The following is a 27000-nucleotide window of genomic DNA, read 5'->3' as shown; positions in this document are numbered from 1 at the left end:
TGAGTCAGCAAGGGCTCCACATCGTTACGAACGCACATCCAGCAGTACTTTTCCCGTACTCGCCCTACTCTCTACCAACGCATGAGCACTTGCTGCTTCTTCCAATGCAAAATGCTTGCCGATCTTGATGTCCAGCTGTCCATTCGCCAAATAGTCCAAAACTTGCTTCGCAGTATCCTGTAACAAGTGTGGACGCAGCTTACGTGTCGTACCAAAGCTGAAGCCTAATACAGAGCGGCAGCTTGCGTGCAAATCGATTGTCTTGATCTGACCGATTTCGCCGCTGGCATTGCCAAAATGGACGAGTCGGCCGTACCAAGCGAGGCACTCGAGACTACGCTCGCTCACCGTTCCGGAAATCGAGTCCAAAATCACATCGGCTCCCGTACCATCCGTCAGCGCGTGTACACTCTCCACAAAATCTTCGCGATCATTGCAAATCACATAGTCGGCACCAGCTGACAAGGCAATTTCCGCCTTTGCTTCATTACCGACTGTGCCGATGACACGACCTGCTCCCCAGCTTGGCTAATTGAATCGCCGTCGTCCCGATTCCGCCTGCCGCAGCGTGTATCAATACGGTTTCCCCTTTGGCAATGCGGGCAACCTTCGCCAGTAGCTGATACGAAGTAAATGACACGACTGGGCAAGCGGCTGCTGTTTCCGTGCTGATTTGATCTGGCAGTGCAAAAGTCAAACACTCATCCGCCACGATATACTCGGCGTATGATCCGTTGGCCGGAAACGCAATGACTCGTTGTCCCACCTTCAGGCTTTGCACCTCTGCCCCTACCTGTTCGATCACGCCAGTCGCATCGAGTCCCGGGATAAACGGCAGCTTGGCTGCTCCCTTTTTTCCATACCTGGATTTGATATCGGCAAAATTGACACTGGTCATCTCGACGCGGATCAGGACTTGTGTAGATGACATGGTCGGCATCTCGACTTCCGCATATTTCATCGTCTCCGGCCCGCCTAATTCCGTTACCAGGATCGCTTTCATGAGAACCCTCCAGACAAGCGTAAAATGGAATGTTAGTCTTGCAGAATCGTCATGATCGCAGCTTTTTTCGCTGCGAACTCCTCGTCGGAAAGCACAGGCGTAAACGTAGCTCGCGGTATCTCCACCAATAGATCATGCCACGATTTGCAGCCCTGATAAGCGACGTCAATCGGAATTTCTACCGGCTGCTCTAATCGATACATCCGCACGAACAAAATGTGCAGCGGCTGTTTTTTCTTCCAATGCAAGCGCACATCTGCGAAATTATCCGTCCAGATGTGGAAGGGCGATAGCGCGCGTAGCTTGGCTTCATCCATGAGTTCTAAATCGTTGGTTACTTCAGCAAAATATTTGATCGTCACGGTCTTCTTGTCCATTGTCCAGCCTTCGAGGGTCGCGTCAAACAGGTGCTGGTAGTCTGCCTTTACCATGTCTCGCTTCTGGTGCTCATAGGTCGGATACAAATAAAATTGATTGTTTTCCAAGCGGAATTCTCGTGTTTCTTCGTATAACCCACCCTTGCGGATCGTGATGATCTGCTCACCTTCTCCAAGCGCTTTGACGGCGACTGCCCATTCCTTCAAGCTAAGGGGGGATAGCGGCTGTACGATCGACTGCATGCAGCACGGCTCCCTTCTACTGTCAGAATCGTTTGATGACTTTAGTCTAGCCCAATTCCAGCTCGTTGAGAAGTCGTCTTCAACAGTTGATCGACATGTAGCATAGCTCCTTGCAGTCTTTCGGCATAATTTCCTCGCAATGTCACGTACGTAATTCCCCGCTCGTCCAGCATCTGACGCAGCTTTTCGTGATTGCGCAGGCGCACTTGCTCTTCTCCGTGCACACGCAGTCCATCATCTACCCATGCGACATCTGACTCCATCAATAGCCACAAATCATACGCTTGCTCTTCGGCAATCTGGTCAAGAACAGAGAAGGTTTGCCCCGTGTACAGTTCAGAGTAAAACTGGGTAACAATCGCTTCGGTATCGATGAACAAGAGCTTGTTGGCTTGCTGGAGCGCTTTGTATTCTTGCATTTTGTGACCATACGCGATGTGCGGGAAATACTCCGGTGTCAAAATCGTATCGCAGCCCCCAACCTCTTCGCAGATTGTACGCCCGTACTCCTCGACAAACACGGTGTTGTAGATTTTCGCAAGATAACGGGTCAAGGTCGATTTTCCGCAGCTTTCTGTTCCTACCACGACCACCTTTTTGACGAAATAGGGCTGAACAATAGCCGGGATGTGCTGCCAATGAGCGAAGACCCCTTCGTTGCGAATCTGGGTAGCGGAGATCGGTACTTGGCTGCGCGATTCATCGAGAATGATGTGCGCTGCCTCCGGGTATAAACGGCGAAAAATCGGATCATAGGCGGACTCAGAGCTGAAAACCAGATCGATTTTTTTCCCGATCTTGCGCTTGATGTCCGCTGCTCCTGCCTCCCAATCATAGCTCTCATCGCTATCCGCACGATCTTCGACTGCAAGCACACGGACATTTTCCATGTCCTTGACCAGCGTGGACAGCCATCTCAACCGTACTTCATAGGGAATGGGCTTGATTCCTGCCTCCTCACACAGCTTTCGGTCGCGAGTCGGGCTGTGCGAGAGAACGACAAACAGCTCATCGCAGCGGCAGGCCGCCTGTGTAATTGCGTATACATGTCCTTGATGCAGTGGCAAAAATTTGCCGCCAATGAAGCCTACGCTCCCCATGTTTGCTCCTCCCTTTGCTTGCGATACTGTCTTACCCAGTTCATCAAGCCGTAGATGGCATTCACCAAATAAGCGGACCACATGACCAGCATCGAGACATCGCTTCCGTCCTTCAAAAACGCTGCCAGCCACATGTAGATCGTGAACAAATCAATGATGATCCAGACCACCCACTGCTCGACCAAGCGCTTCACCATGAAAAGCATCGCGATGACCGAGAGAACAGCCGTCAAGGAATCAACAAAAGGCAAGGCCCCGCCCATTTGCTTCAATACAAACCCGTAGGCAATTGTTGCGATGATGCTCAAGATGGTCCACCAGATGCGTGCTCGGTTGGACAAAATCGCAATTTTGACGTCATTTTGTTTGACTTCGGACACGCGGTTTTTACGCCACAGGTAGAGTCCTATGAATTGCATCGGCAAAAAATAGAGAAGATTCAGCATGACTTCGCCATAGTACTTTTGCCCATAGGCGACGAACGCGTACAAAACCACATTGACGATACCCGGGTAGTAACTCCACGTCTTTCCTTTGGCGACGAGCACGACACTCAGCATCCCTGTTAAGGAGGCAATCAAGCCGATTAATGTATCATCAAGTGCGAAATACAAATAGATAGTTACGAGTGTAAATGAGATGAGCCAAATTTTTTCAAACCAATTCCAGTCAGCTAAAAAGCCGGTGCTTTTCGCATTCATGCGAATCTCTCCTTGAACGCTCGCAGGTTTTCCTGGCGCGCAGAATTGTCGTAGATGGCAAAAACGATGTGGTCAAAAAGCTGTGCATACTGTTCCTCGATCAAAACAGTCGCAAAGTAATCTGCTACGTCCTCCGCTTTGTTGCGGAATACTCCGCAGCCATAGGCCCCCAAAATGATCGTCCGATGGTTGTGAATGGCTGCTGCCCGCAAAATTTTCCGGATGCGCTCCATCATAACAGGACCAATCTTAGCGATATTTTCAGGCTCTCGCTCACGAACAACCCCCGCATTCACAGCAGGCGCTGTAACGAAAGACAAGAGATATGGATCAGGCAAAAGCTGATCGCTTTGATCGCGGAGCACGGGGACCCGCGGTGAATAAATCATGTAGTCGGAATAAAAGCAGGTTTTCAACTGGCGATGATAGGTGTACATTTCCTGCATTTGCACGATGCAAGGATACAGACCAGAGGAACGCGCCAAGCTCTCTTCCTGCGCCTGACTTCCCCCTAGAAATCCTCCGCCCGGATTTTTGGCGGAAGCAAAATTCAAGCATACGGCATCTGCTCGTTTCTCAGAAACGACAAGGCGCTTGGCTGCATCCAGGCTGGATTCCGAGGTAACCTCGATCTTGGCACGCAGTTGTGCAGCTGTTATTTGATGCGATGGCAGTTGTACTGTATCTGCAGCCAAATCATTTGGACGATACAAGACCGACTGGCTGATGGCAGCAGCGAGATCCTCCCTAATGCTCTTCTTTTCTCCCGCTTTGTTTACGTAGTAGCCCTGATCTGTGATTTGCAGCGTCTCTTGCGCGATTCGTACGCGTACGCTTCGATTGTGTCCCTGATTCATTGTGATTTCCTCCCTGGTACGAGGCTACGTCTGATCCATCCATTCCGGGTTAAAGCGGAAATACTTGGATGGACGGTGCCCGGCATGTTTTCGATATTGATTCGTTTCCAGCACTTTGTCGGCTACCTTCCTTCGAAACGCCGCTGCCAACAGCTCACGTCCCAAAATCACTTCGTACACCTGTTGCAGATCGCTTAATGTGAACAGCTCCGGCATTAAGGCAAAGGCGATATCCGTATATTCAATTTTGTTGCGCAATCGCTCCAGTGCGTATTGAATGATTTTGGCGTGATCAAATGCAAGATTGTTCGTCTCTACAATTTCGCGGGTCTCACGTACAGTTCGGCCCGTTACTGTTTTGGTAATTTTAATCGTGGCAGACAGTTGCTCTCTCTCATGTACAAGTCGCAGCTCCAGCCATTTTTCAGTAATGGAGCCGTCAATCGTCGCCGTCTTCGTTTCTTTTAGCCACCTGTCCTCGATGCGGTACCACTCCGCTTCCTCTGCATCATCGCCTGCCTGCAACTGTAAAGACGAGCTGTCTACCAAGGCCATGTACGACGTGCTAATGACCCATGTCCGTGGATCTCTGCCCGTATCGCCCCAGGTGTAGAGCTGCTCCAAGTAAATGTCATCTACGTTTGTTTCCGTACGCAGCTCGCGTCTGGCTGCCTCCTCCAGACTCTCCCCAGGTGTAACAAACCCACCTGGCAGCGCCCATTGGCCGATATACGGATGCTCACCACGCTTCACCAGCAATATTTTCAACGACTTGGGCGAGAGCTTGCGGTAATTCTCTTCCAGCTCATCCATCACGGTGAATACCAGCATATCGACTGTCACAGACGGTCGCTCGAATTGGCTGACATCATAAGCTTCCAAGTACTCCTGTTCGGTTTGACCTTGTTTATTGACAGATGGTTTATCTTTCATCCAATCGCCTCTTTTTGCTGCTGAATTGTTGTTGTCTTTTTGTTATTAACAAAATGTTATTATCAAGTTGTTGGTATCATATTACTCTTTCCTGTTTTTGGTGTCAACTAAAAAAGTTTGAACTGGGTAATTAGCAGAAATGCGCTTCTTCCTTCCACTTCAGCCACTCTATCCACGCAAAACAAAAAGCCCCCTGCCAGCTAAATTCACTGACAGGAGGCTTCTTCAAACTATTAATAGCTTAGATTAAGCAGCACTTCGATCGGCTTTTACTGCCTGAACATAATCGTCTGCTTTCTTTTTGTCGAACTGACCTTCCCAACGAGAGATCACGATTGCTGCCAACGCATTACCTACTACGTTAACAACTGTACGAGCCATATCCATCAAACGGTCTACACCGGCGATGAAAGCAAGACCTTCTACTGGGAGACCTACAGAGCCGAGGGTAGCCAACAGTACTACGAACGATACTCCCGGTACACCAGCGATCCCTTTGGACGTAACCATCAGTACGAGCATCAGCGTGATCTGTGTGCTAATTGGCATGTGAATACCATACATTTGCGCAATGAACAGAGCAGCCAGTGCCTGGTACAGTGTGGAGCCATCCAGGTTGAAGGAGTAGCCTGTCGGAATAACAAAGGACGCGATCGCCTTCGGACAGCCCATCTTCTCCATTTTTTCCATAATTTTAGGCAGTACAGTCTCGGAGCTGGAAGTTGAATAAGCCAACAACAGCTCGTCCTTCAGTACACGCAGAAGGGAAGTAATTTTGATTCCGCTGATACGCGCGATGATGCCCAATACCACCAAGATGAAGAACACCATGGCAACGTGAACCAAAATAACCAGTTTCCCCAATGGAATCAAGGATGACAAACCGAATTTGGAAACGGTAACACCAATCAGTGCAAAAACACCAAACGGAGCGAAACGCATGATGGTGTTCACAACCCAGAACATGGCGTCCGCGACTCCATTGAAAAAGTTGAGAACCGGCCTTCCCTTCTCACCTGCTGCTGCGACACCGAGTCCAAACAGGACGGAGAAGAAAATAATTGCTAACATATCACCACGAGCAAGCGAATCAAAGATATTCGTTGGTACAATCTTAACGAATGTTTCCACCATACCGTGGCTTTGTGTTGCTTCTGCCGTGTCTACATACTTGTGGATATCAGTCTTGGTAAGGACTGTTCGATCCACACCGACACCCGGTTGAAAGATATTGGCCGCCAAAAGACCAACGATAATGGCAATCGTGGTAACGATTTCAAAATACAAAATTGTCTTACCACCGATTTTGCCGAGCTTTTTCATGTCACCTACGCCTGCTACGCCCACAATAAGCGTGGCAACAACGATCGGAACGACAATCATTTTAATCAACCGGAGAAAAATATCACCGATAGGCTGTAAATAGGTCGCCACTGCCGGGTTGCCGTAAAAAATGGCACCCACCAGGATACCCAGAATGAGACCGACGACAATCTGCATCGCTAATCCAAACCGCTTCATTCCGACACCTCGCTATGAAAGAATAAGATGTGACTCTCAAGACGATATGCTTACACGCATCAAACTTGAGTGGTATATAGATGAGCATCATATCATGACTTTTTGTGTTTTCCCCTTTTTTGTATTCTTTTCAATTCTTTGTTTTTTCTGATATTCTCTATCAATTTCGCGATATGATTGGGCTCATTGTATTCATTTCTGGAAAAATGATAAAATAAGGGAATCAATTTTCAGCGACTTTTTACTCAGAATGGAGCGCAGTCATGACGATTCGGAAAATGATCATCCTGCTACTAGTTCTAGCAGTCGGGTTGTTTCTTTTGCCTTACTCCGTCCCCTTTTTGCTAGCACTGTTAACTGCAATTCTGGTTGAGCCGCTCGTCTTGTTTCTTATCAAGAGACTACGAATGAATCGGATGAGTGCGGTAATCACAGCCTTTTTCCTGTTCCTCATTTCTTTTGGGATTGTACTGTACTGGATCGGTACGCAGATTGTGATTCAGGGAATGGATTTGGCTCAGCGATTACCGGCTTATTCACAGCATATTTTTGAGTTGGTCGAGTCCTATTTGATGAGCTGGGAAACTTACTATGCGTCGTTACCTGCTGAAACCGTATCGGAAATCCAGAGTGTCTTCGCTGGGCTGAAAAGCTGGGCGCTTACTTCAGCCTCTACGGTTGCCAAAGGGATTCTCGGTGTGGCAGCCATCATTCCGGGCTTTTTGATCTCCACGATTATTTACCTGGTTGCCTTGTTTTTGATCAGTCTCGATTTCCCGAAGTTGCGTGCTGGGTTCATGAGAATGTTCACCGTATCTGCTCGTGAAAAGGTCGAGGTGGTTATCTCTCAATTGAACCGTGCCACCCTTGGTTTTTTACGTGCCCAAATCATCTTGAGTCTGATGACGTTCGCGCTGTCCTTATTGGGATTGCTTATTTTGCAGGTCAAGTATGCAGCCGTCATTTCGCTCATGATCGTTTTCGTCGATATTCTCCCCATCTTAGGCACAGGCTCGTTCCTCGTCCCATGGGCTATTTACACCTTCTTGATGGGTAACTCTTCTTTGGCAATCGGCCTGATTGTCATCTTCCTCGTGATTACGGTCGTCCGCCGCATTATTGAACCAAAGATACTCGCATCTAATCTGGGAATAAGCGCTCTGGCCGCTCTTGTCAGCATGTTCCTCGGATTTCAGGTGCTGGGATTTTTCGGGCTGATACTTGGCCCAGCGCTCGTCATTATCTACGAGGCGCTGAGAAAAGCTGGATTCTTGAATTTCAAAATCGATTTTTGATGGGCACAAAAGTATAGGTAGTGCTACCGCCGTTTTTCCGATAATGGGATCGGAAAAGCGGCCGTTGATATAGAAAGATCTGGGGGAGAGCTTATGTGTGCATACAAAGAACTGACCACCTCACACCGGACAATCATGACGCCAGGGCCCGTCGAGGCCGAGCCTAGTGTTCTCCGCGTGATGGGGTCACCCATTTTGGGACAATTCGATCCAGAATTCACAGACATCATGAACGAAACAATGGAAATGCTTCGGAAATTGTTTCAGACATCCAATCATTGGGCATTCCCTATAGATGGAACTTCCCGAGCGGGCATCGAGGCCGTTTTGTGTAGCATAATTGAACCAGGAGATCGGGTGCTTGTACCCATTTATGGACGATTCGGGCACTTGCTCACGGAGATTGCGGAAAGGTACGGCGCAGATGTGATAACGATGGAAACGCGCTGGGGAAGTGTCTTTGAACCGCAGGACGTCATTGCCGAAATCGAGCGAGTTCAGCCCAAAATCGTAGCAATGGTTCACGGCGAAACATCCACTGGCTGTGTTCAGCCCTTGAAAGAAATCGGAGAAGCTTGCCGCCGGATGGATGTTCTGTTTGTCGTTGATGCTGTCGCTTCGATCGGCGGGACAGAAGTGAAGGTAGACGATTGGTATATCGACGCCTGTATTGGCGGCACGCAAAAATGCTTGTCGGTCCCCTCTGGAATGGCTCCGCTCACGTTTAATTCTCGTATAGAAGCACTCTTGCTCCAACGGAAAAAGATTGAGCGTGGACTGGCTGATCCCTCTGCTCCGAAATCTGCTCAAACTCGACCGATCCGTAGCAACTATTTTGACTTGAGCCAGCTCATGGATTACTGGGGACCCGCACGGCTGAACCACCATACGGAGGCGACAACGATGCTGTACGCCTTGCGCGAAGGAGTGCGCATCGCCCTCACGGAAGGTCTGGAGGCGAGATTTGCCAGACATCGCTTGCATGAACAAGCCTTGGTCGCTGGTGTGTTGGCGATGGGATTGCAGCTCTATGGCGATCCGGCTTGCAAGCTTCCCGTCGTGACCTGTATTAAAATTCCTGATGAGCTCGACGGAGAGTCAGTCCGTGCTATGCTGCTCGAAGATTTTCATATTGAAATTGCCAGTTCCTTTGGGCCGCTAAAAGGAACAATCTGGCGGATTGGCACAATGGGCTACAGCTGCCGGAAGAAAAACATTTTGCATGTACTAGGGGCGTTGGAAGCCGTTCTCATTCGGCATGGAGCCCGTGTACACGCTGGGCGCGCTGTTCAGGCTGCATTGGATATCTACGATCAGGAAAAAGGACAAAACAGCTAGCCCCTCTTAAGCAGAAAAAGCCTTTGTCATCCCCACTCACTCAGGGGGCGACAAGGGCTTTTGTTCCTGCTTCACACGTGCCAATAAATCGACGATGTGCACGGCTTCCATCTTTTCTTCTAGTCCTGCTCGATGAATGCCTGCTTTCATTTGCAGCAGACAGCCCGGATTCGACGTCACAAGAATGTCTGCTTGGGTAGCCGCTACATGACCCATTTTTTCGTCTAAAAGACTCCCGGCCATCTCAGGCTGCACCAGGTTGTAAATGCCAGCCGAACCGCAGCAGCGATCTCCTTCGCGAAGCTGTACGTATGTAGCTCCCGGAATGGCTTGCAAAAGGCTCACTGGCTCTTTGGTCACCTTCATCCCGTTGCGCAGGTGACAGGAGGATTGATAGGTGATTCGTTGCGGCAATGACTGCCATTCTTTTGGCTCGACGAGGAGTGTAACTACCTCGCTAATATCCTTCACGCGTGAAGCGAACCATTTTGCTTTCTCCTGCCACAGGGCATCTTTTGCCAGCAAGTGGTCGTATTCTAGAAGCATCGCCCCGCAACCACCTGCATTGGATACAATGAAATCCACGTCAGCCTTGTGAAAAGCAGCTACATTTTTTCGCGCCAAATGGCGAGCCTGTTCACGTTCACCGCTATGTGCATGGAGAGCGCCGCAGCAAACCTGGTCTGGAGCGATGATGACCTCACAGCCTGCCTCACTCAAAAGCCGAACGGTATTGCGATTCGTCTCATTGAACAGGACATCCATGATGCAGCCGTGAAACATCCCAACACGATACTTGCGCTCTCCAACGGCCGGAATGACAGTGCCGCCAAAGTAGTCCACAATGCCTTTACTGCTTGCTTCTGGCATGATCGCTTCCATTTCCCGCATTTGCTTTGGCAGGATGGACAGCACCCCCAGCTTGCGAACGACTTTTTGCACACCTGAGCGTTGATAGAAGCGCATGAGTCCGCCGAGCTGGTACATGCGCTTCTGATGAGGAAACAGGTGGAAAAACGCGAGCTTGCGGACGGCTTTGACCCACCATGGATGCTCCTGCGCCTCTTCGATCGCTTCTCGCGTCTGCTCGATCAGCTGACCGTACGGCACACCTGCTGGACATACCGGCTCACATGCCCGGCAGCCTAGACACAGATTCATTTGATCGACGAAATCCTTGTCCGGCTCCATGACACCGTCTGCTACGGCTTTCATCAAGGCGATGCGACCGCGTGGAGAAGCCGCCTCATAGCCAGTTTCCCGAAAGGTCGGACAGGCTGGCTGACAGAAGCCACAGCGCATACAGTTGGACAGTTCATCGTAATCGAGTTTCTTTACCAAGGCTTCTTTAAGCACGCTGGACCACCACTCTGTTCCGGGACTGTTTCGCAAACATCTTGTCAGGATTCAGTAGATTGTGAGGATCGAAAGCGTGCTTGATGCCTTTCATGATCTCCATACCTGCGGCCCCTACTTTCCACTCCAAATACGGTGCCTTGACGATCCCTACGCCATGCTCTCCCGTAATCGTACCGCCCAAATCGATTGCCGCCGCGAATATTTCCTCGAAGGCATGCTCGACACGCTCGATCTCTTCCGTGTTGCGAGCGTCTGTCATACAGGTCGGATGCAAATTGCCGTCTCCTGCATGGCCAAAGGTGCAAATTTGCAGCCCGTAACGCTCTGTAATCTCTTGGATCGCGGCGACCATGGGCGCAATCGCGGCACGAGGAACGGTTGCGTCCTCCAATATGGTCGTTGGACGCATCCGGGACAATGCGGCGAGTGCACTGCGTCTGGCAGTCATCACCTCATCAGCTTCCTCCGCTGTCGTCGCTACCTTGATTTGCACGGCTGCATTCTTTTTGCAAATAGCAGCGATCTGCTCCATATCCCGATCAACCGTCTGTGGCTCTCCGTCCTGACCGATCAGGAGGATCGCCGCCACATCTGTTGGAAGCCCGATCTGTTTGAAATCCTCGACAACACGGATCGTGCCCTGGTCGAGAAATTCCAGCGTTCCAGGAATAATACGGTTGGCAATAATATCCGAAACAGACCTCGCCGCCTGTGCCATATCTGCGAACATCGCGAGCATAACTCGCTGTGTCTGTGGCTTCGGAATCAGCTTGAGAATCGCCTCCGTAATGATCGCCAATGTACCCTCGCTACCAACCAAAAGCTTGGTCAGATCATAGCCCGCTACATCCTTCATCAGCTTGCCTCCGGTACGGATGATCTCTCCGTTCGGCAACACAGCCTCAAGCCCCAGCACGTAATCCTTGGTGGTTCCGTACTTCAACCCGCGCAGTCCACCCGAATTGAGCGCAATATTCCCACCAATCGTGGAGATGACCATGCTGCCTGGATCTGGTGGATAAAACAAACCGAGTGCCTCTACCGCCTGATGGATGTCGACTGTTCGAACCCCCGGCTGCACCGTAATCGTCAAATTTTGCTCGTCAATCTCTACGATCTGATTCATCCGGCTCAACACCAAAACAATTCCGCCACCGACTGGTATCGTGCCTCCACATAGATTGGAGCCTGCTCCACGCGTCACAATCGGGATGTGATGTCGTGCGGCGACTCGCATGACCTGTTGGATTTCGGCTGTGCTCTTCGGCATGACGACCACATCCGGCAATGCTTGCTGCATCGGCGTCGCGTCATATGAATAGGCGATTAATGCTTCCTGTTTGTCGAGACAGTTTTTCGCTCCGACGATAGCACGCAGCTCTTCGCGAATAGATTCTGGCAACATGGAATCTCTTCACCCTTTCCCATGAACTTAGTCCAACTGCGAAATTGCTTCCCTGATTCTTCCATTGGTAACATTCAACAAACGAGTGGCTTCTTCCCTGCTCGATCCGGTTAGCTTCATGATAATGGCTGTCTTCGCATCACCGTCTGCCTGATCAGCCAGTTGCTCCGCTTCCTCGTAACTCGCTCCGGTTATTTCCATGATGATCCGCTTTACTCGTTCTTTTAGCTTGAGGTTGGTCGCTTGCACGCTGACCATCAAATTTCCGTACACTTTGCCCAAGCGAATCATCGTCGCTGTCGTCAGCATGTTCAGCACCAGCTTTTGGGCCGTTCCTGCCTTGAGCCTCGTCGATCCGGTCAATACTTCCGGTCCTACGACGACATTAATTGCTACATCTACGCCTTCATTGATGTACGAAGACTTGTTGCAAGCGACAGCAATCGTCTTGGCTTTGATCTTCTGTGCCTCCGCCAATACACCGAGAACATACGGAGTCCGTCCGCTGGCTGCGATCCCTACGACCACATCATTTTTGGTCACACCGTATTTATGCACATCTTCTTGACCCAGTTCAAAGGAATCCTCTGCGCCCTCTACCGCGCGTACCATTGCGGATGGCCCGCCTGCTATCACGCCTTGAACGAGCTCAGGGTGGGTACCAAAGGTGGGCGGGCACTCGGACGCATCCAAAATTCCTAAGCGTCCACTCGTTCCAGCACCAAAGTAAAACAGTCTTCCGCCCTTTTCCAGTGCGTGTGTGATAACCTCTACCGCATCAGATACTTGATCGAGGACGCGCTCTACCGCATATGGAACTTTCTTGTCTTCATCGTTCATCATTTGTACGATGCCTCGGGCACTCAATTGATCCAAATCACTGCTGCCCTCGTTTTTTCCTTCAGTCGTCAATGCTTGCAAGTTCTCCAGATTCATGCTCTATCGAACCTCCTTTTCAATCTTACTGCCCCATGTTCACTTCATGACTGATCCAAATGGCAAGTGACAAAGTGCCCTGTTGAAACCTCGCTAGCCACAGGAGCAACCGTTTTGCAAATGTCCATACAGTGGCGGCAACGCGGATGGAATGTGCAGCCAGACGGCGGATTCGCTGGACTCGGCAGGTCGCCCTCCAAAATGATCCGCTGGGTCGTCAAATGGGGATTTGGTACAGGCACCGCTGATAACAGTGCTTGTGTATAGGGATGCGTGGGTTTCTCGTACAACGATTGTTTATCCGCTACCTCCACCACTTTTCCTAGATACATAACCGCTACCCGATCAGAAATATGGCGGACGACACTCAAATCATGCGAGATAAACAAATACGTCAGATTGAACTCCTTTTGCAAATCTTGCATCAGGTTCAAAATTTGTGCCTGAATCGACACGTCCAGTGCAGACACAGGCTCATCAGCCACAATCAGCTTCGGGCGCAAAATCAGCGCCCTTGCTATGCCAATCCGCTGGCGCTGACCACCAGAAAATTCATGCGGAAAGCGATCCAGCTGCTGCTTGGAGAGGCCGACGATCTGGATCATCTCCTCGACTTGCTTGCGGCGTTCTGCTATATTGCCGATGCCGTGGATGATGAGTGGGTCCTCCAAAAGCTGTCCGATTGTTTTACGCGGGTTCAGCGAAGCAAACGGGTCTTGAAAAACGAGCTGCATGTTGCGTCTGGCTCTACGCAGCTCTGATTCATTGAGCTTGCGGATATCCTGTCCTTCAAAAAAGACTTCTCCATCAGTCGGTTCAATCAAGCGCAGGATGCATCGTCCTGTCGTGGACTTCCCACACCCCGATTCGCCAACGATGCTGACAGTCTCGCCAGGATAAACAGCAAGGTTGACTCCATCGACGGCACGAACGACTTTTTCCTTGCTGAAGAATCCTTGCTTGCTCGTGAAATGCTTGGTCAATGATTTGACTTCCAATAGTGGTTGCCTCATTGCACGTCCTCCTCGCGATACAGCCAGCAGCGGCACTTTTGGTTGTCTGCGACAGGCGTAAGCTCTGGATTTTTCTCGCGGCAAATATCCATGACTTGTGAACAGCGCGGTGCAAAACGACAACCCGCAGGCATTTCGCTCAAAAGGGGCACCGAGCCCGGAATCGCATCCAAACGCACTTGGTTGACACTGACAGAAGGCATTGATTTCAAAAGCCCTCTCGTATACGGATGCTTCGGCTCGTCAAACAGTTGCTTGACGTCGGCTTCCTCTACGATTTGACCTGCATACATGACGATGACGCGATGACACATCTCCGCCACGACTCCCAGGTCATGTGTGATAAGCAGGATGGAAGTGCCTTGCTCTTGACGGACTTTTTTCATGAGTTCCAATATTTGCGCCTGAATCGTCACGTCCAAAGCCGTCGTTGGCTCGTCGGCAATCAAGAGCTTGGGCGCACAAGACATCGCCATCGCAATCATCACACGTTGACGCATCCCGCCTGACAATTGGTGCGGATAGTCGGAAATGATTTCATCGGCACGCGGAATCCCGACTTCTTTCAAAAGCTCGATCGTCCGTCGCTTGGCTTCCTGTTTGGACAGTCCGAGATGCCGACGCAAGGGCTCGCTGATCTGTTTGCCGATCGAATGCAATGGGTTTAGCGAAGTCATCGGCTCCTGAAAAATCATCGCGATCTGATTGCCGCGAATCGCTTGCATTTGTTTTTCCGTGAGTAAGAGCAGCTCCTTGTCTTGAAAACGGATGCTCCCGGTCATCTCTACATTCCGTCCCAAGAGCTGCATGATGGACATGCTGGTCACGCTTTTTCCACATCCGGATTCACCGACCACACCGACGGTTTCACCAGGCTCTACAGAGAGGCTGACACCCTCGATCACGGTCAGCTTTTTGCCTGCTTGGATAAAAGAAGTTCGCAAATCATCAATCGTAAGCATTGCTGCCATGAGTACTCCCCCTTTTCATCAGGATGTGTGGTCAGGTTTGATTACAGAAAATAATCGGTTATGGTGAGCGGTCCGCCACGCCCCGATCAACGGGCTCGCGACAAGATGCACGCGGTTTGTCAATGTAATCAGCGTTACGTCTCTCTCCGGGTCCGACCAGATCGACGTTCCTGTAAAACCGGTATGCCCAAAGGCGCGTTCCGAAACAAGGTCTCCCCCACTACAGCCTGCGGCAAGTTGTTCCAAGGAACCGCCTGTCGGGGAAATGATCCACCCCAAACCTCTGCGATGAATCGAATGGTCTGTGAGTGAGCGAGTAGCCAAGGAACACAGCGTCGGATCAAGCTGTACGGAAGCCTTCCCACTCGTCCATATGTGGATGTAGCGCTCTGTATCAGCCAAGGTGGAAAAAAGTCCGGCGTGCCCGCTGACACCTTCCAAGCCATAGTGGGCGTTGCAATCGTGAACAGTGCCACTAATAACTCCTTCTCGCCAACCGTATTCGGTCAAAGCTTGCTGCCACTCCAGCGCCAAAGGATGTCTAGCTTCTGCTAACTCTGATAAAAAAGTCACCGCCATTTTTTGTTCAAAGGCATTGCCCTTCTCCGTAGCAGCAATGTCCATTCCTTGCAGACGTGGTTGTTCCAGCGGCAAGTAGCTTGTATGAAACATTCGGCTCGGTTGAAAAATCAGTCGCTTCGAAAGCGCGTCCAGTTCCTCCTCCCAGATGCGCTCCAGTACAAAGCCCAACAGCATGAATCCCAGATCGCTGTACACAACATTACGCCCCGGGGCATCCAGCATCGACTCGTTTGCGATGAGCCGCAAATAGTCCTCCCGATTTTTCCCTAGCAAAAAGTACGGACGCCATGCAGGAAGACCCGATGTATGTGTGAGCAGATGAATAATTTTAATCTGCCCTTTGCGTTCCTGATCGTGAGCGCTCGCTAATTCAGGCAAGTAGGTCGTCGCCGAGTCATTCAACGACAGCTTGCCTTCCTGCACACTGATGAGGATGAGCGGCAAGGTCACCATTACCTTGGTCAAGGAGGCCATATCATACAGCGTTTGACAATGAACCGGCCTTCCATCTTGTCCATAGCTTGTTTTTCCCATGCAGACCATCACAGCAGGCGCGCCTTTTCGCAGCATGCTGACAGCGCCTCCCGGAAAAATGCCCTGATGAATCCCTTGCGTCAGACTAGACTCCATTCGTTCTCTGATCTGTTGCACATTCATTCGTTCTCACCTCAGCCTATCGTTCCTATTTCCCACGATGACGCGGGTCGAGAATATCACGGACGGCATCCCCAAACATGTTGCAAGCAAGAATCGTCACCGTCATGGCAAGACATGGCCAGATGATCATGCCCGGAGCCAACTCCATGTAGCGGCGCGCCTCTGAAATCATCCCGCCCCATGACGGGTCTGGCGGCTGAATCCCCAAGCCCAAAAAGCTGAGGGCCGATTCTGTCAGGATCGCACCTGAAATCGCCAGAGAGGATTGAACCAGCAGCGGTGCCGTTACATTCGGAAAAATTTCTTGAAATAAGATACGCGGTGTACTCGCACCGATGGCACGAGCGCTTTCTACGTACTCCAGATTTTTGATAGAGAGAACCGCTCCCCTCACCGTCCGGGTGAAGATCGGGATGTTCACAATTCCGATGGCCATGATCGTGTTGAAGGTTCCCGGCCCTAATGCGGCGACAATCGCCAGCGCCAGCAAAATTTCCGGAAAAGCAAACAGAACATCCATACAGCGCATGATAAAACCGTCAATCCAGCGCCCGAAGTAGCCAGCGATCAAGCCAAACAGCGTACCGAAAACGACGCTGACAAGAACGGCAGAAAGCCCAACCACCAGCGATACGCGCGCACCGTAGATAATGCGGCTCAAAAGATCACGACCAAATTGGTCCGTACCTAGCAAAAACTCACCCGAGCTGCCTTCCATCCGATGATCCTGAAACATTTGTGTCGGGTCATGCGGAGCCAACACCGGAGCCAGCACTGCCGTCAAACAGAGCAACGCCAGCAAAATGGAGCAGAAGACGGCTGTCTTATTCGCCAAAAAACGCTTTCGAAATGTGCTCATGTCGCATTCCCCTTGTCAATACTTGATACGTGGATCAATCCAGGTATAGATCAGGTCGATGAGCAGATTGACCAGGACAAACACCAGAGCGACGAACAAAACGCCTCCCTGTACAACCGGATAATCCCGCTGATAAATTCCTTCCAGAATGTACTGGCCCAAACCAGGAATCGAGAACAGCTGCTCAACGATCACAGACCCGCCAAGCAGGTAACCGATCTGCATACCTGCGATCGTCACAATCGGAATCGAAGAGTTGCGGAACGCATGGCCCATGACGATTGTCCATTTACTGTTACCCTTGGCCCGTGCTGTCCGTATAAAATCTTTGTCCATGGTTTCCAAAAATGCAGAACGAGTCATCCGCATCACACCAGCAGCCACCACAATCCCCATCGTTGTCGCAGGCAGAATGAATACCTTGAACGCCTCGATTGGATTATCCCAGAAGTTCACCACATCAATAGGCGGGAACCAGTTGAAATAAAGTGAAAAGCCGAGCAAGAGCAGTGTCCCGATGGCAAAGTTCGGAACAGAAATGCCTAGTAGCGTAAACACACGAACCACGATGTCTGTTTTGGAATGAGCGCGAATAGCCGAGAGAATCCCGAACGGAATCGCGAGCACCCACCCAATCAGAACGCCAAATACAGTCAGTTGCATGGTAATAGCAAAACGCTTGAGAATCTGGGGCAAAATCTCTTCTCCTGTGTGGACTGATACGCCAAAATTCCCTTGCAGGATTCCTGTGACCCAATGCAGGTACTGGTTAATCAAAGGCTGATCTAACCCCATGCTTTTATTCAACGCCGCAATCGCTTCCGGTGTGGCACTCGTTCCTAGCATGATGGAAGCTGGATCGCCCGGCACCAGATGCAGGATCGTGAAGATCAAGACGGATATGCCAAACAGGATGGGAATCAGGCTGGCGACACGTTTGATTAGATAAGATCCCACGAGTTTCCCTCCATATTTAGAAACTTGGCTCCGCCTAACCTCTGGCGGAGCCTTCATCACATGTATGCTACATTACTTAATCGAAGTTTTGATCAGCGAGTATATTTCACCCGCTGCGGACGGCGTGAAATCGATGTTGTCACGGACCGCGTAGTAGTTTTTCGGAGATGTCAGGAACAGGTTGGGTGCATCTGCTACCAGCATGGATTGTGCTTGGTCATACAACTTTTTGCGCTCTGCTTGATCTACTGTCGTCAGTGCTTTTTGCACCAGCTCATCGTAGGCAGGGTTGGAGTAGTTCCACACGTTGGCAGAGCCAGTTGTCGAGAAGAAGAAACGCATGGAACGGTCAGCATCTACACCAGAAGTGTTGCGGCCTACCATCAAGTTCATATCCTTGGATTTCCACGTATCGATGTAGTTCCCCCACTCAAGCTGGTTGATCTTTGCATTGATGCCGATTGCTTTGAGCTGTTGTTGAATCACTTGTGCCGTTTCTACCATGTCTGGGTAAGTTGCTGCTGTTTCGATTTGGGTCTCGAAACCGTTTGGATAGCCCGCTTCCGCCAGCAATTGCTTCGCTTTTTCTACGTCTGTTTTGTAGGTCGGATAAGTAGCAGGGTCCAAAGCCGAGTTGGTCAAAGCAGGAGCGATCGGACCAGTCAGAGTCGCTTCCCCTTTCCAAACAGTCTGGATAATTTGGTTACGGTCAACGGCATAGCTGATTGCTTCGCGCACTTTTGGATTGTCAAAAGGCTTTTTGTTTACGTTAATGCCCAGGTAACTGTACTCCAAGGATTGGTAGTTCTTGACCTGTACGCCTGGCTTGCCTTCCAAGAGCTTCGCAGAATCAGCAGACACCATGCTGATATCGACTTTACCGGAGCGAATTGCAGCGAGACGCTCCGCCTCGTCCTTCATGATTTGGAACTTGATGGACTCTACCTTTGGCAGTTCTTTATTGAAGTAATCCGCATTTTTCTTCAGCAGGACATATTGTCCCGACTCACTTTTTTCCATTTTGAATGGACCAGTACCGATAGCTTCCTTGGTCAGGTCAGTGGAGCCTGCTGGCACGATAGAAGCATAGGCGCTTGCCGTATTTGCAACGAATGAGGCATCCGCATTTTTCAGCTTGAAGACAACCGTCGTTGGATCTTTCACTTCAATTGCTTCTACGCTGGAAAAATACGATTTCGCGATCGAACCCGTGTCTGGGTTCATGATTCGCTCAAAGCTGAATTTTACGTCATTTGCCGTCATGTCTTTGCCATTGTGGAATTTGACGCCTTTTTGCAGGAACATCGTGACCGTTTTTCCGTCCGGCGCAATCTCCCACTTCTCTGCCAGATTCGGTATGATGTTCATGTTCTCATCCAGCTTGGTCAAGCTATCGTAAATGAGCGCATAGACGCGCACACTGGATGCCGCTGGAACCTTGTGCGGGTCATAGCCCACTGGCTCTTGCTCGGCTGCCACGATCAGTTCTGTTTTTGCTTGTCCTTCCGCTGACTTGCCTTGCTCTGCGGGTGCTGTTCCTCCACCAGAACAAGCGGAAAGCACGAGAGACAATGATAGGAAAAAGCCTGCCAATACTCGTTTTTTCACGATGGTACCCCCTCTGTTGTTCTCATATTAGAAGCATATATTTCCTAACGGCACGGCCCTCTTCGCCCCTGTTACGGATGGCACATTGGATGGTCGTCCCATTAGTGTCTCATGACCCAAAATGGCAAAAGCGACGGCTTCCTTCGCATCGTCAGGCATCCCAAACTGCTGCGCCGTCATCACGGTCATTCCTGTCGGCAATTGACGCTGCAGCATGGCGAGAAGCGTCTGGTTATGAGCGCCTCCCCCTGAGACGATTACTTCCTCCACTTTGGTTGTTGGTAATACGAATTGCATGTAGGCGTTCGCAATTGTCGTGGCAGTCAATGCTGTCACGGTTGCCAACAGATCCGTCTGACTGATCCCGATTTGATTCGCATCATGGAACAGCTCTTGGGCAAAAGCTCTGCCGTATACTTCGCGGCCTGTGCTTTTCGGTGGCTTGATCTGGTAATAAGGGTCTTTCAGCCATTTTTCCAGTAACACTGAAGAGACGGTGCCGTTTGCGGCCAGCTTGCCACCCTCGTCATACCTCATCTGTCCGTTGGTCATGAGCTGGACGATTTGATCCATGATCATATTGCCAGGGCCCGTATCAAAAGCGACGACTTGATCGATAGCTGCGCTTGCAGGAAGCAATGTGACATTGGCGATTCCACCAATGTTTTGCAGCAGTCTGCCTTTTTGCGGATGGCGGAACAAAATATAGTCCGCATACGGAACGAGCGGTGCACCTTCTCCATCAGCAGCCAAGTCTCGAGCGCGGAAGTTTCCCACTACCGGTATATCTGTACGTTCTGCCAGTGTGGACAGCTCGCCGATTTGCAAGGACGCCCTGACCTGTGTCATTCCTTGTGGTCCGGGAAATGGAGTCCGCCCGGCGACATGCCAAATGGTTTGTCCGTGCATACAGACTGCGTCTACTTCGGCTGTCGTGAGACCAGCTTTTTGCAACAACTGCTGTACCGCATAGGCATACCATTCAGATAAGCCGTAATGAACCGCAGTCAGCTGATCCACTCTCGCTGTCTCTACACTGCACAGATTCATGACCCACTCACGCAAGTCATCGGAGTATGGCATATAAAAAAAGTCGCGGAGAGTCACATTTTCGATCTCGCCCTGTTCATCCGTGCGGATCGCTACGAGTGCGGCATCAATGCCATCCAGCGAAGTACCCGACATGAGGCCAATGAGTACATGCTCATTTTTCGCACGATAATCGAGCAAATTTGCAGGTTGATCCATGTCAAAAGCCCCCATTTGAGAATCGAGAATCGTTGAAAAATTCGTTCCTGTTATCGCTTTCATTATATGTAGTAAAATTACACAAGTCAATCAGTTATCAGTAAATTTTATTTCTTTAAGCAACAACCATGCACAGGTCTCACCCCTTTCAAGCTGTCTCAGCACTAACCCGTTCTATTGAGAAAAACCAGCGATGTTATGGGTATGTTTTCCTATTAAAAAGTTTTATATATCAGCCAATGTTTACGTCCACAAACACAAACAAGCCGAACCTCTTTCACAAAGGCTCGGCTTGTCTTCTTATGTAAGAATAGTATTACGCAAACAAACTGATCAAGTTCCCATCCGGGTCTTTCACGATGGCATACCGCTGACCCCAGAACGCATCCCATGGCTCACGGTGACTCTCGTATCCTTGGGAAACGATTTTCGTGTACAGCGCATCAAGCTCCGCAGCATCCCCACACAAAAAAGCCAGCTCAATCCGATGCCCGAAAGGTGCTTCCCATCCTCCATATACCCCCTTGGCAACTTCCATTGTATCGAAGGCGAGACGAACACCGTCCTGCGCTACCTCCACATGCGGCTCTTCATTTGCACCTTCGGGAATATCGAAACCGAGTACCCGATAGAAGTCCAACGCTTTTTTCATGTCCTGTACGACAATCCCTACCATATCAAGCTTGATTCCCACATCACTCACTCCTGTTCGCTCTTGATTTCTTGCTGGACGCGCTTGGGCAGTTTTTGGAGCACCGTTTCGTACGCATGCTCGATCATCCTTTCCCATAAGCCTTCGGGAATGTCAGCGTCCAAGTAGACAGAATTCCAATGGGATTTATTCATGTGATAGCCGGGTACGATCCCTTCATATGTCTCGCGCAATTCCTCCGCACGCATCGGGTGGCATTTCAAGGTGAGGATGCGAACACCTTTCGAATCGCCCCCGATCATCGCAAATATTTTGCCTCCGACATGGTAGCGATCGCATTCCCAATCCATCTGATAGTCATGGGTGGCACCGGGCTGCTTCCGGCAGTATGTATCTAATGTTTGTTCATTCACATGAATTCACCATCCTTTCATTAGGGTAACGCATCTCGCAAAAAGAAGATTGTAAAAAACGGACAACTTTTAAAGACTATCGATTCGCACGATCTGGCGAGACAATTTTGCTTGGAGCTACACCGTAAAAAGTGTGAAAGCTCTTGTTCAAGTGCGACTGATCGTAATAGCCACACTGGAGAGCTGCATCTGTAAACGAAGTGCGCGTTCTCTTTGCCAGCATTTGCAGCAGCCCTTGAAATTGAATGATTCGTCCGAGTTCCTTCGGGCTCATACCCAATTGTTGTTGAAACGTCCTGCGCAAGGATCTCTCGCTGTAGTTCACTTTCTCAGCGAGCGCGGCCATGGAAAGATTTCCTCTGTATTCATACAAATAGTTCATACTTGTCAATAGCAACGGGTCTCCTGGATCATCCATCCACATTCGTTTGATAAGCTCCCGCTCCAACAAAACGATTCGCTCCGCCGTGTCGGAGGCTTCAACCAAGCCTTCTATCACCTCATCCGCCTCTTTGCCCCAGATGTCTTCCAGATTGGGATGATGTCCGTTGATCATGGCGACGGGATAGCGCAAAAAGCGAGCTGCTCCCTCAGCGTAAAATCGAATGCCGATCAAAGATTGTGGTTCGGTTACTAGCATGTCTTCGTACGTCCGCATCAGTCCCGTTAGAAATGCCCCCTTCTTTACAGAAGTAGCTCTGAGATTGAAAATGATATCGACGCAGCCATCCGGAATGACTCGGCTCGCACGTGCGATACCCTCGCCGTTGTACTCTGAGACCCAGTAGCAGGCGATATAGTTCGCCAGGCTTTTATTGGGCATATACTCTCGGTAACGGTACTCATTTTGGACGTTCGCTCGTTGCAGAGTCGGAGGTTGCACTGGGCGATATAGCCGCATGATTTTCGCCATCCTTGTCCAATGATTAGAACATATATTCCCCCACAATTTTCGAAATCCTTCTCACTCCTCGGCATTTTTTGAAAAACGCCAGTCTCATCGAGAGCCAGCAAAAACGGTCGAGAATGTAGTTGCATATGCTGGGACGAATGGATTTTTCGTAAAGTGAGGTGCATGATGTGATCTCCTCCTCCAAGTGGAGCCTTCACCAGTTCTTTTCAAAAAGTCCTTACATTCGTCCTTACCTGCCGCCTACTGCTTTATATCAGCCCGCAAGCTTGGACTCGTATTTAGCGAAGTATTCTACCGTCTATATCAAACCGACGAGAACCCATATGGGGAAAGGCATTATTCGTGTCTGGAAAACAGATCGTGGGGACTATCAATTTGTGAAGGAGCGCGGAGAGCCTGTGCAAGCAAATTCTTTAGCTGACTTGAAGCAGAAGGTTGCCGCGCAGTGCACAGAAAAAAATTACGTCATACAAAAAGGGTTGGATTTAGCTGAAATCGACGCTCGTCCCTTTGATATTCGCGTCATGATGATGCGCAATGGCTTGGGCAAATGGCAATATGCCGGCATGCTAGCCAAGGTAGCCGGTGCCGATAGTATTATTACCAATGTCGCTCGCGGCGGCGGATATGCCGTCACAGTCCCACATGCCTTGAAAAAGTCTGGAGCTGTCACACCCGACAAGATAAAAGGGATCGTCTCTTTGTTGATCCAAGTCAGTCACCGTGTATGTGCCCACTTTAATAAATATCGGCACAGTGCGCAAATCGGCGTCGATTTTGCCATTGATAAAGCTGGAAACCTCTCCATTATTGAAGTCAATTACGACTTTCCATCCCATGGGCTGTTTGCCAAGCTCAAAGACAAGACCTATTATCATACGATTAAAAGGCTTCACTATCAGTATAAAAACCGCGTGAAACGTAAACAGAGGAAGGCATAATCGCCCTCCTCTGTTTGTCTGATTCCTGAATATGTCTTATTCGTGTGCCAATGTCTTTCCTTTTGTCTCCAGCATGGAGGTGCAGTTCGGGCAGCGTGTAGCCTTGATCGGAATCGCTGTGATGCAATGCGGGCACTCTTTGGTCGTTACAGGCGCTTGCTCCACTTCTTGCTTGCGTTTGAAACGGTTGAGCTGCTTGATGACGATAAAAATAGAAAAGGCAATAATGACAAAATCAATCACAGAGTTCAGGAACAACCCGTAGTTCAGCGTCGCAGCATGTGCTGTTTTTGCTTCGGCGATCGTCTTATAAGGAACCCCGCTCAAATTGATGAACAAGCCGGAGAAATCCACCTTGCCCAGAAGCAATCCGATCAGGGGAGTAATGATGTCATTAACGAGTGAGGTTACAATTTTCCCAAAAGCCCCACCGATCACGACACCGACAGCGAGATCCATTACATTTCCCTTTAACGCAAACTCTTTAAACTCTTTTAACATAATGACTTCCTCCTTACTCACCTAAAACATATTGTAAAAAATGGCTGACAAAGCGTTCATGATCAACCTCCAGGCATACGTCCACATTCGGCGGCTGCGCTGGATGTTCCCGCCTGTCTCCAATCGTACGGGCATCACTGGCTCCCCCGGATGTATCTACCGCAACATGCATCGGGACTGACTTCACAAACGTCGGATCAATGACGACACCTACCGCCAACGGATCATGCAGACCGCAGCCGCGCAAATTGCCCACTGTTACGTAGGCATTCATGTACACCTCACACATATCCGCGAAAAAATGACTTAAGCGTGTATCCTTCGCTCTCCATTCCTGCAAGTGTTCGCGGGTAAGCAGCGTTTGCATCGTCACATCCAGGCCTACGAGCGTAACAGGAATACCAGACTGGAAGATGTACGCTGCGGCTTCCGGATCAGCGCAAATATTCGCCTCGGCTACTGGTGTGCGATTCCCCGGCACTGTTACAGCTCCTCCCATCACGACCACGCGTTTGACAAGGGATACGATTTCTGGAGCAGCCATAATCGCCCGCGCCAAATTGGCCATGCTCCCGACGGTCACGAGTGTCACTTCGTGAGGATTTTCCTTTATCGTAGAGATGAGAAATTGTGTGGCACTCTGTGGCTGAGCCTTTGTCGATGGATCTGGAAGGACGACATTGCCTAGCCCGTTTTCACCGTGGAACAGCCTTGCTTTTCCAGTAAGCTCGCGAACAATCGGCTTCGATGCCCCCTGATAGACAGGAATCTCAGACGCACCCAGCAGCTCGAGCACCTGTAAGGTATTGCGTGTTGCTTCCTCCACCGTGATATTGCCAAAAGTCGTGGTAATCCCACACACTTCAAGAGCAGGCGAGTGAACTGCATAAGCAATCGCCATCGCATCATCAATCCCGGTATCTACATCCAAAATGATTTTTTCCATGCGCTTATACCCCTCCCTGATCCAAAACGGTTTGCAAAAAGCGCTCTGCCTCTGCCATCTCAACCTCAACACATACGACCGTATCGGTTCCTACACTCGGTTTCGCCCGTAAATCGGCTAAAATGGCACCGCGTGACCATTCGCTTTTGCACTCGACTGAGAGCTTCATCTGCTCCGTCCGTATTTTATCAGGCGAGAGAGCCGCGAGCATCGCTACCCATGCATGGAGCGCACCACCAGAAACGGCGAATGGCACGTCAGACATCGCCGTTCTATCGATCAGGCCAACTGCTTGTGCGAGACTCCCCAGCCTATGTACTTGCTCTTCCTTCAAACGAAACGAGCTGGTTGTATCTAATGGAACAAGCACAAGTGGCAAGCGGGCTGACAAAACGAGCGCAGCTGCTTCTGGATCACGATACATGTTTGTTTCGGCAATAGCCGTTACGTCTCCTGGTACGCGTATCGCTCCACCCTGCACAACGATTCTCGTAAATTTACGCGCCAACAGTGGATCACGCGTGACAGCCAAAGCTAGCGTCGTCAAACGATCAAACGTCACAAGCGTCAAGTCACTTTCCTCATCCTGCTTCGCTTCTGCAAGGAGCCGTACACCTTCCGAGGTGGTCGTCTCTATCGTTCCTGAGAAAAGGGGCTGCTTGGCACCTGTAACAATTGGAATTTCATAGCCTGGCTGTGCAAAATCAATCAGCTTGCTAGCCAAACTTGACTGCGTGTCACTGCAAATGATTCCTGCCACTTGAACATCAGGCGACCGCAAAGCATACAGCAAGGCCAACCCTTGACCAAATCCACCGCAAAACTCAATAATCAACCGGTGTTTTTTTGCCACAATCTCATCTCCCGCTTCTCGCTATTTCCATTTGTCAAAACCGCTTTTCCTATGCTATCCAAATCAAGAGCAACCGTCAAATACCCAAATGCTCATCTCTACCTTCTCTTCTCTTGCATCGAACTGATAACTATTTTACACTTATTCATAGCTTCGACAGAAATCGCCATCACGAAAGACTAATGCCCCATGCCATGCAAAAGGAGTATAACGGTCATGCTTTCGTTGAACCACCCAACCATGGATGCTATTTCTCTCACGAAAAACCAACTGATCCAAGCGATTGTTCAGCACCAAACGAAGCCCTATCTGCCTATTTGGGGAGAACTGTTTACAGCTTTGCGGGAAATCCAAAAGGCTGGCCAGCATTCCCAGAAAAATATACACGTCTATTCCATCGAGCCGACAGGCCACCTCTGGTATTTGTACCTGGAGAATGTTTTTTCTGTCGATCTGCCTGGGATGGGCATCACGATTTCACTCACACAGGAGCAATTGATTGATGCCTTGCTAAAAGGAAGCTTTCAACCTACCCTATCGATAACAGAGCCGTCATGAAAAACGGCTTTTTTTCATGTGTTTTGTTTTTGAACAAAAAAAAAGCCCCAAGATCAAATCCTGGGAGAGAGTAGTACGTTATATTCACGTGAATAAGCTTATTTTAAATCCAACTATCCACTCATTCCAGCTGTACATTCAGGTAATTGTACCTATTATATCCTATGAGTAAAAAAAAGAGGCGGCCCTTCTGCACGGATTGGGTGCCGCCATCCCGAACTTCCCCAAGTTCGTTCATATTCGAATTGTACTATGAAACA

General features: G+C 49.9%; 26 protein-coding genes and 1 pseudogene. 4 read left to right on the top strand and 23 right to left on the bottom strand.

Annotated features, from left to right (window positions below):
* Nucleotides 1-24 precede the first annotated feature (24 nt).
* The 7 genes and pseudogenes from ACUUHJ_RS08435 to ACUUHJ_RS08405 all read right to left on the bottom strand — a co-directional run bounded on the left by ACUUHJ_RS08435 (nucleotide 25) and on the right by ACUUHJ_RS08405 (nucleotide 6735).
* Nucleotides 25-1003: pseudogene (locus tag ACUUHJ_RS08435) on the bottom strand (quinone oxidoreductase family protein).
* Between the two features lie 32 nt (nucleotides 1004-1035).
* Nucleotides 1036-1623, bottom strand: coding sequence for a DUF1802 family protein (locus ACUUHJ_RS08430; protein ID WP_472298669.1), 588 nt, complete (start codon nucleotides 1621-1623; stop codon nucleotides 1036-1038).
* A 41-nt stretch (nucleotides 1624-1664) separates the two neighbouring features.
* On the bottom strand, nucleotides 1665-2723 hold the full coding sequence (gene nadR, locus ACUUHJ_RS08425; RefSeq protein WP_472298668.1) for a multifunctional transcriptional regulator/nicotinamide-nucleotide adenylyltransferase/ribosylnicotinamide kinase NadR: 1059 nt from the start codon (nucleotides 2721-2723) through the stop codon (nucleotides 1665-1667).
* Nucleotides 2711-3424 carry a nicotinamide riboside transporter PnuC gene (gene pnuC, locus ACUUHJ_RS08420; RefSeq protein WP_289676864.1) on the bottom strand — a complete coding sequence of 238 codons (714 nt, stop codon included), beginning with the start codon at nucleotides 3422-3424 and terminating at the stop codon, nucleotides 2711-2713. The genes nadR and pnuC overlap by 13 nt, the downstream gene beginning before the upstream one ends.
* Nucleotides 3421-4281 carry a TIGR02452 family protein gene (locus tag ACUUHJ_RS08415; protein WP_472298667.1) on the bottom strand — a complete coding sequence of 287 codons (861 nt, stop codon included), beginning with the start codon at nucleotides 4279-4281 and terminating at the stop codon, nucleotides 3421-3423. Before ACUUHJ_RS08415 ends, pnuC begins: the two co-directional genes overlap by 4 nt.
* 24 nt (nucleotides 4282-4305) lie before the next feature.
* Entirely contained in the window at nucleotides 4306-5214 is a 909-nt protein-coding gene (locus tag ACUUHJ_RS08410) for an NUDIX hydrolase (RefSeq protein WP_289676862.1), read from the bottom strand.
* A 246-nt stretch (nucleotides 5215-5460) separates the two neighbouring features.
* Nucleotides 5461-6735 carry a cation:dicarboxylate symporter family transporter gene (locus tag ACUUHJ_RS08405; protein WP_289676861.1) on the bottom strand — a complete coding sequence of 425 codons (1275 nt, stop codon included), beginning with the start codon at nucleotides 6733-6735 and terminating at the stop codon, nucleotides 5461-5463.
* Between the two features lie 263 nt (nucleotides 6736-6998).
* On the opposite strand from ACUUHJ_RS08405, the gene ytvI reads away from it, so the two are divergent.
* Together ytvI and ACUUHJ_RS08395 are read left to right on the top strand one after the other, a co-directional pair.
* Nucleotides 6999-8030, top strand: a complete 1032-nt coding sequence (ytvI, locus tag ACUUHJ_RS08400) for a sporulation integral membrane protein YtvI (RefSeq protein WP_064201222.1) — start codon at nucleotides 6999-7001, stop codon at nucleotides 8028-8030.
* 93 nt (nucleotides 8031-8123) lie between these two features.
* Nucleotides 8124-9368 (top strand): pyridoxal-phosphate-dependent aminotransferase family protein, encoded by a 1245-nt coding sequence (locus ACUUHJ_RS08395; protein WP_472298666.1) that lies wholly within the window; start codon nucleotides 8124-8126, stop codon nucleotides 9366-9368.
* Between the two features lie 36 nt (nucleotides 9369-9404).
* On the opposite strand, the gene ACUUHJ_RS08390 is transcribed toward ACUUHJ_RS08395, so the two are convergent.
* The 13 genes from ACUUHJ_RS08390 to ACUUHJ_RS08330 form a co-directional block, all read right to left on the bottom strand.
* The gene (locus ACUUHJ_RS08390; RefSeq protein WP_472298665.1) at nucleotides 9405-10724 is read right to left on the bottom strand and encodes a (Fe-S)-binding protein; all 1320 of its coding nucleotides are present in this window, start codon (nucleotides 10722-10724) and stop codon (nucleotides 9405-9407) included.
* Nucleotides 10717-12132, bottom strand: a complete 1416-nt coding sequence (locus tag ACUUHJ_RS08385) for an FAD-binding oxidoreductase (RefSeq protein ID WP_472298664.1) — start codon at nucleotides 12130-12132, stop codon at nucleotides 10717-10719. Before ACUUHJ_RS08385 ends, ACUUHJ_RS08390 begins: the two co-directional genes overlap by 8 nt.
* A gap of 27 nt (nucleotides 12133-12159) precedes the next feature.
* A complete protein-coding gene (gene murQ, locus ACUUHJ_RS08380) occupies nucleotides 12160-13068 on the bottom strand; it encodes an N-acetylmuramic acid 6-phosphate etherase (protein ID WP_289676853.1) in 909 nt (302 codons plus the stop codon).
* Between the two features lie 44 nt (nucleotides 13069-13112).
* On the bottom strand, nucleotides 13113-14081 hold the full coding sequence (locus ACUUHJ_RS08375; RefSeq protein ID WP_289676851.1) for an ABC transporter ATP-binding protein: 969 nt from the start codon (nucleotides 14079-14081) through the stop codon (nucleotides 13113-13115).
* Nucleotides 14078-15052 (bottom strand): ABC transporter ATP-binding protein, encoded by a 975-nt coding sequence (locus ACUUHJ_RS08370; RefSeq protein ID WP_173608746.1) that lies wholly within the window; start codon nucleotides 15050-15052, stop codon nucleotides 14078-14080. Before ACUUHJ_RS08370 ends, ACUUHJ_RS08375 begins: the two co-directional genes overlap by 4 nt.
* Nucleotides 15053-15070: 18 nt before the next feature.
* A complete protein-coding gene (locus ACUUHJ_RS08365) occupies nucleotides 15071-16291 on the bottom strand; it encodes a serine hydrolase domain-containing protein (RefSeq protein ID WP_472298663.1) in 1221 nt (406 codons plus the stop codon).
* A 25-nt stretch (nucleotides 16292-16316) separates the two neighbouring features.
* On the bottom strand, nucleotides 16317-17150 hold the full coding sequence (locus tag ACUUHJ_RS08360) for an ABC transporter permease (protein ID WP_173608748.1): 834 nt from the start codon (nucleotides 17148-17150) through the stop codon (nucleotides 16317-16319).
* Nucleotides 17151-17165: 15 nt separating this feature from the next.
* Entirely contained in the window at nucleotides 17166-18107 is a 942-nt protein-coding gene (locus ACUUHJ_RS08355; protein WP_251254492.1) for an ABC transporter permease, read from the bottom strand.
* Between the two features lie 72 nt (nucleotides 18108-18179).
* Nucleotides 18180-19715 (bottom strand): ABC transporter substrate-binding protein, encoded by a 1536-nt coding sequence (locus ACUUHJ_RS08350; RefSeq protein WP_289676848.1) that lies wholly within the window; start codon nucleotides 19713-19715, stop codon nucleotides 18180-18182.
* A gap of 27 nt (nucleotides 19716-19742) precedes the next feature.
* Entirely contained in the window at nucleotides 19743-20963 is a 1221-nt protein-coding gene (locus ACUUHJ_RS08345) for an anhydro-N-acetylmuramic acid kinase (RefSeq protein WP_289676847.1), read from the bottom strand.
* Between the two features lie 316 nt (nucleotides 20964-21279).
* Nucleotides 21280-21657 carry a VOC family protein gene (locus ACUUHJ_RS08340; RefSeq protein WP_472298662.1) on the bottom strand — a complete coding sequence of 126 codons (378 nt, stop codon included), beginning with the start codon at nucleotides 21655-21657 and terminating at the stop codon, nucleotides 21280-21282.
* Nucleotides 21658-21662: 5 nt separating this feature from the next.
* A complete protein-coding gene (locus ACUUHJ_RS08335; protein WP_472298661.1) occupies nucleotides 21663-22028 on the bottom strand; it encodes an MmcQ/YjbR family DNA-binding protein in 366 nt (121 codons plus the stop codon).
* A gap of 76 nt (nucleotides 22029-22104) precedes the next feature.
* On the bottom strand, nucleotides 22105-22929 hold the full coding sequence (locus ACUUHJ_RS08330) for an AraC family transcriptional regulator (protein ID WP_472298660.1): 825 nt from the start codon (nucleotides 22927-22929) through the stop codon (nucleotides 22105-22107).
* A gap of 170 nt (nucleotides 22930-23099) precedes the next feature.
* Between ACUUHJ_RS08330 and ACUUHJ_RS08325 the strand changes: the two genes are divergently transcribed.
* Entirely contained in the window at nucleotides 23100-23882 is a 783-nt protein-coding gene (locus ACUUHJ_RS08325; protein WP_472298659.1) for a YheC/YheD family protein, read from the top strand.
* A gap of 36 nt (nucleotides 23883-23918) precedes the next feature.
* Here the strand turns inward: ACUUHJ_RS08325 and mscL are convergent, their stop codons facing one another.
* From mscL to ACUUHJ_RS08310, 3 genes are read right to left on the bottom strand one after another with little or no spacing between them, the layout of a single operon-like run.
* Nucleotides 23919-24383 carry a large-conductance mechanosensitive channel protein MscL gene (mscL, locus tag ACUUHJ_RS08320; protein ID WP_472298658.1) on the bottom strand — a complete coding sequence of 155 codons (465 nt, stop codon included), beginning with the start codon at nucleotides 24381-24383 and terminating at the stop codon, nucleotides 23919-23921.
* 13 nt (nucleotides 24384-24396) lie between these two features.
* Nucleotides 24397-25329, bottom strand: coding sequence for a nucleoside hydrolase (locus ACUUHJ_RS08315; RefSeq protein WP_472298657.1), 933 nt, complete (start codon nucleotides 25327-25329; stop codon nucleotides 24397-24399).
* A gap of 4 nt (nucleotides 25330-25333) precedes the next feature.
* On the bottom strand, nucleotides 25334-26182 hold the full coding sequence (locus ACUUHJ_RS08310; protein ID WP_472298656.1) for a nucleoside hydrolase: 849 nt from the start codon (nucleotides 26180-26182) through the stop codon (nucleotides 25334-25336).
* Between the two features lie 216 nt (nucleotides 26183-26398).
* On the opposite strand from ACUUHJ_RS08310, the gene ACUUHJ_RS08305 reads away from it, so the two are divergent.
* A complete protein-coding gene (locus ACUUHJ_RS08305) occupies nucleotides 26399-26740 on the top strand; it encodes a hypothetical protein (protein ID WP_012685236.1) in 342 nt (113 codons plus the stop codon).
* Nucleotides 26741-27000: the final 260 nt, after the last annotated feature.

The organism is Brevibacillus schisleri, assembly GCF_055685845.1.
Note: the sequence above shows the minus strand (reverse complement) of the source record. Positions and strands in the feature narration are given on the sequence as shown.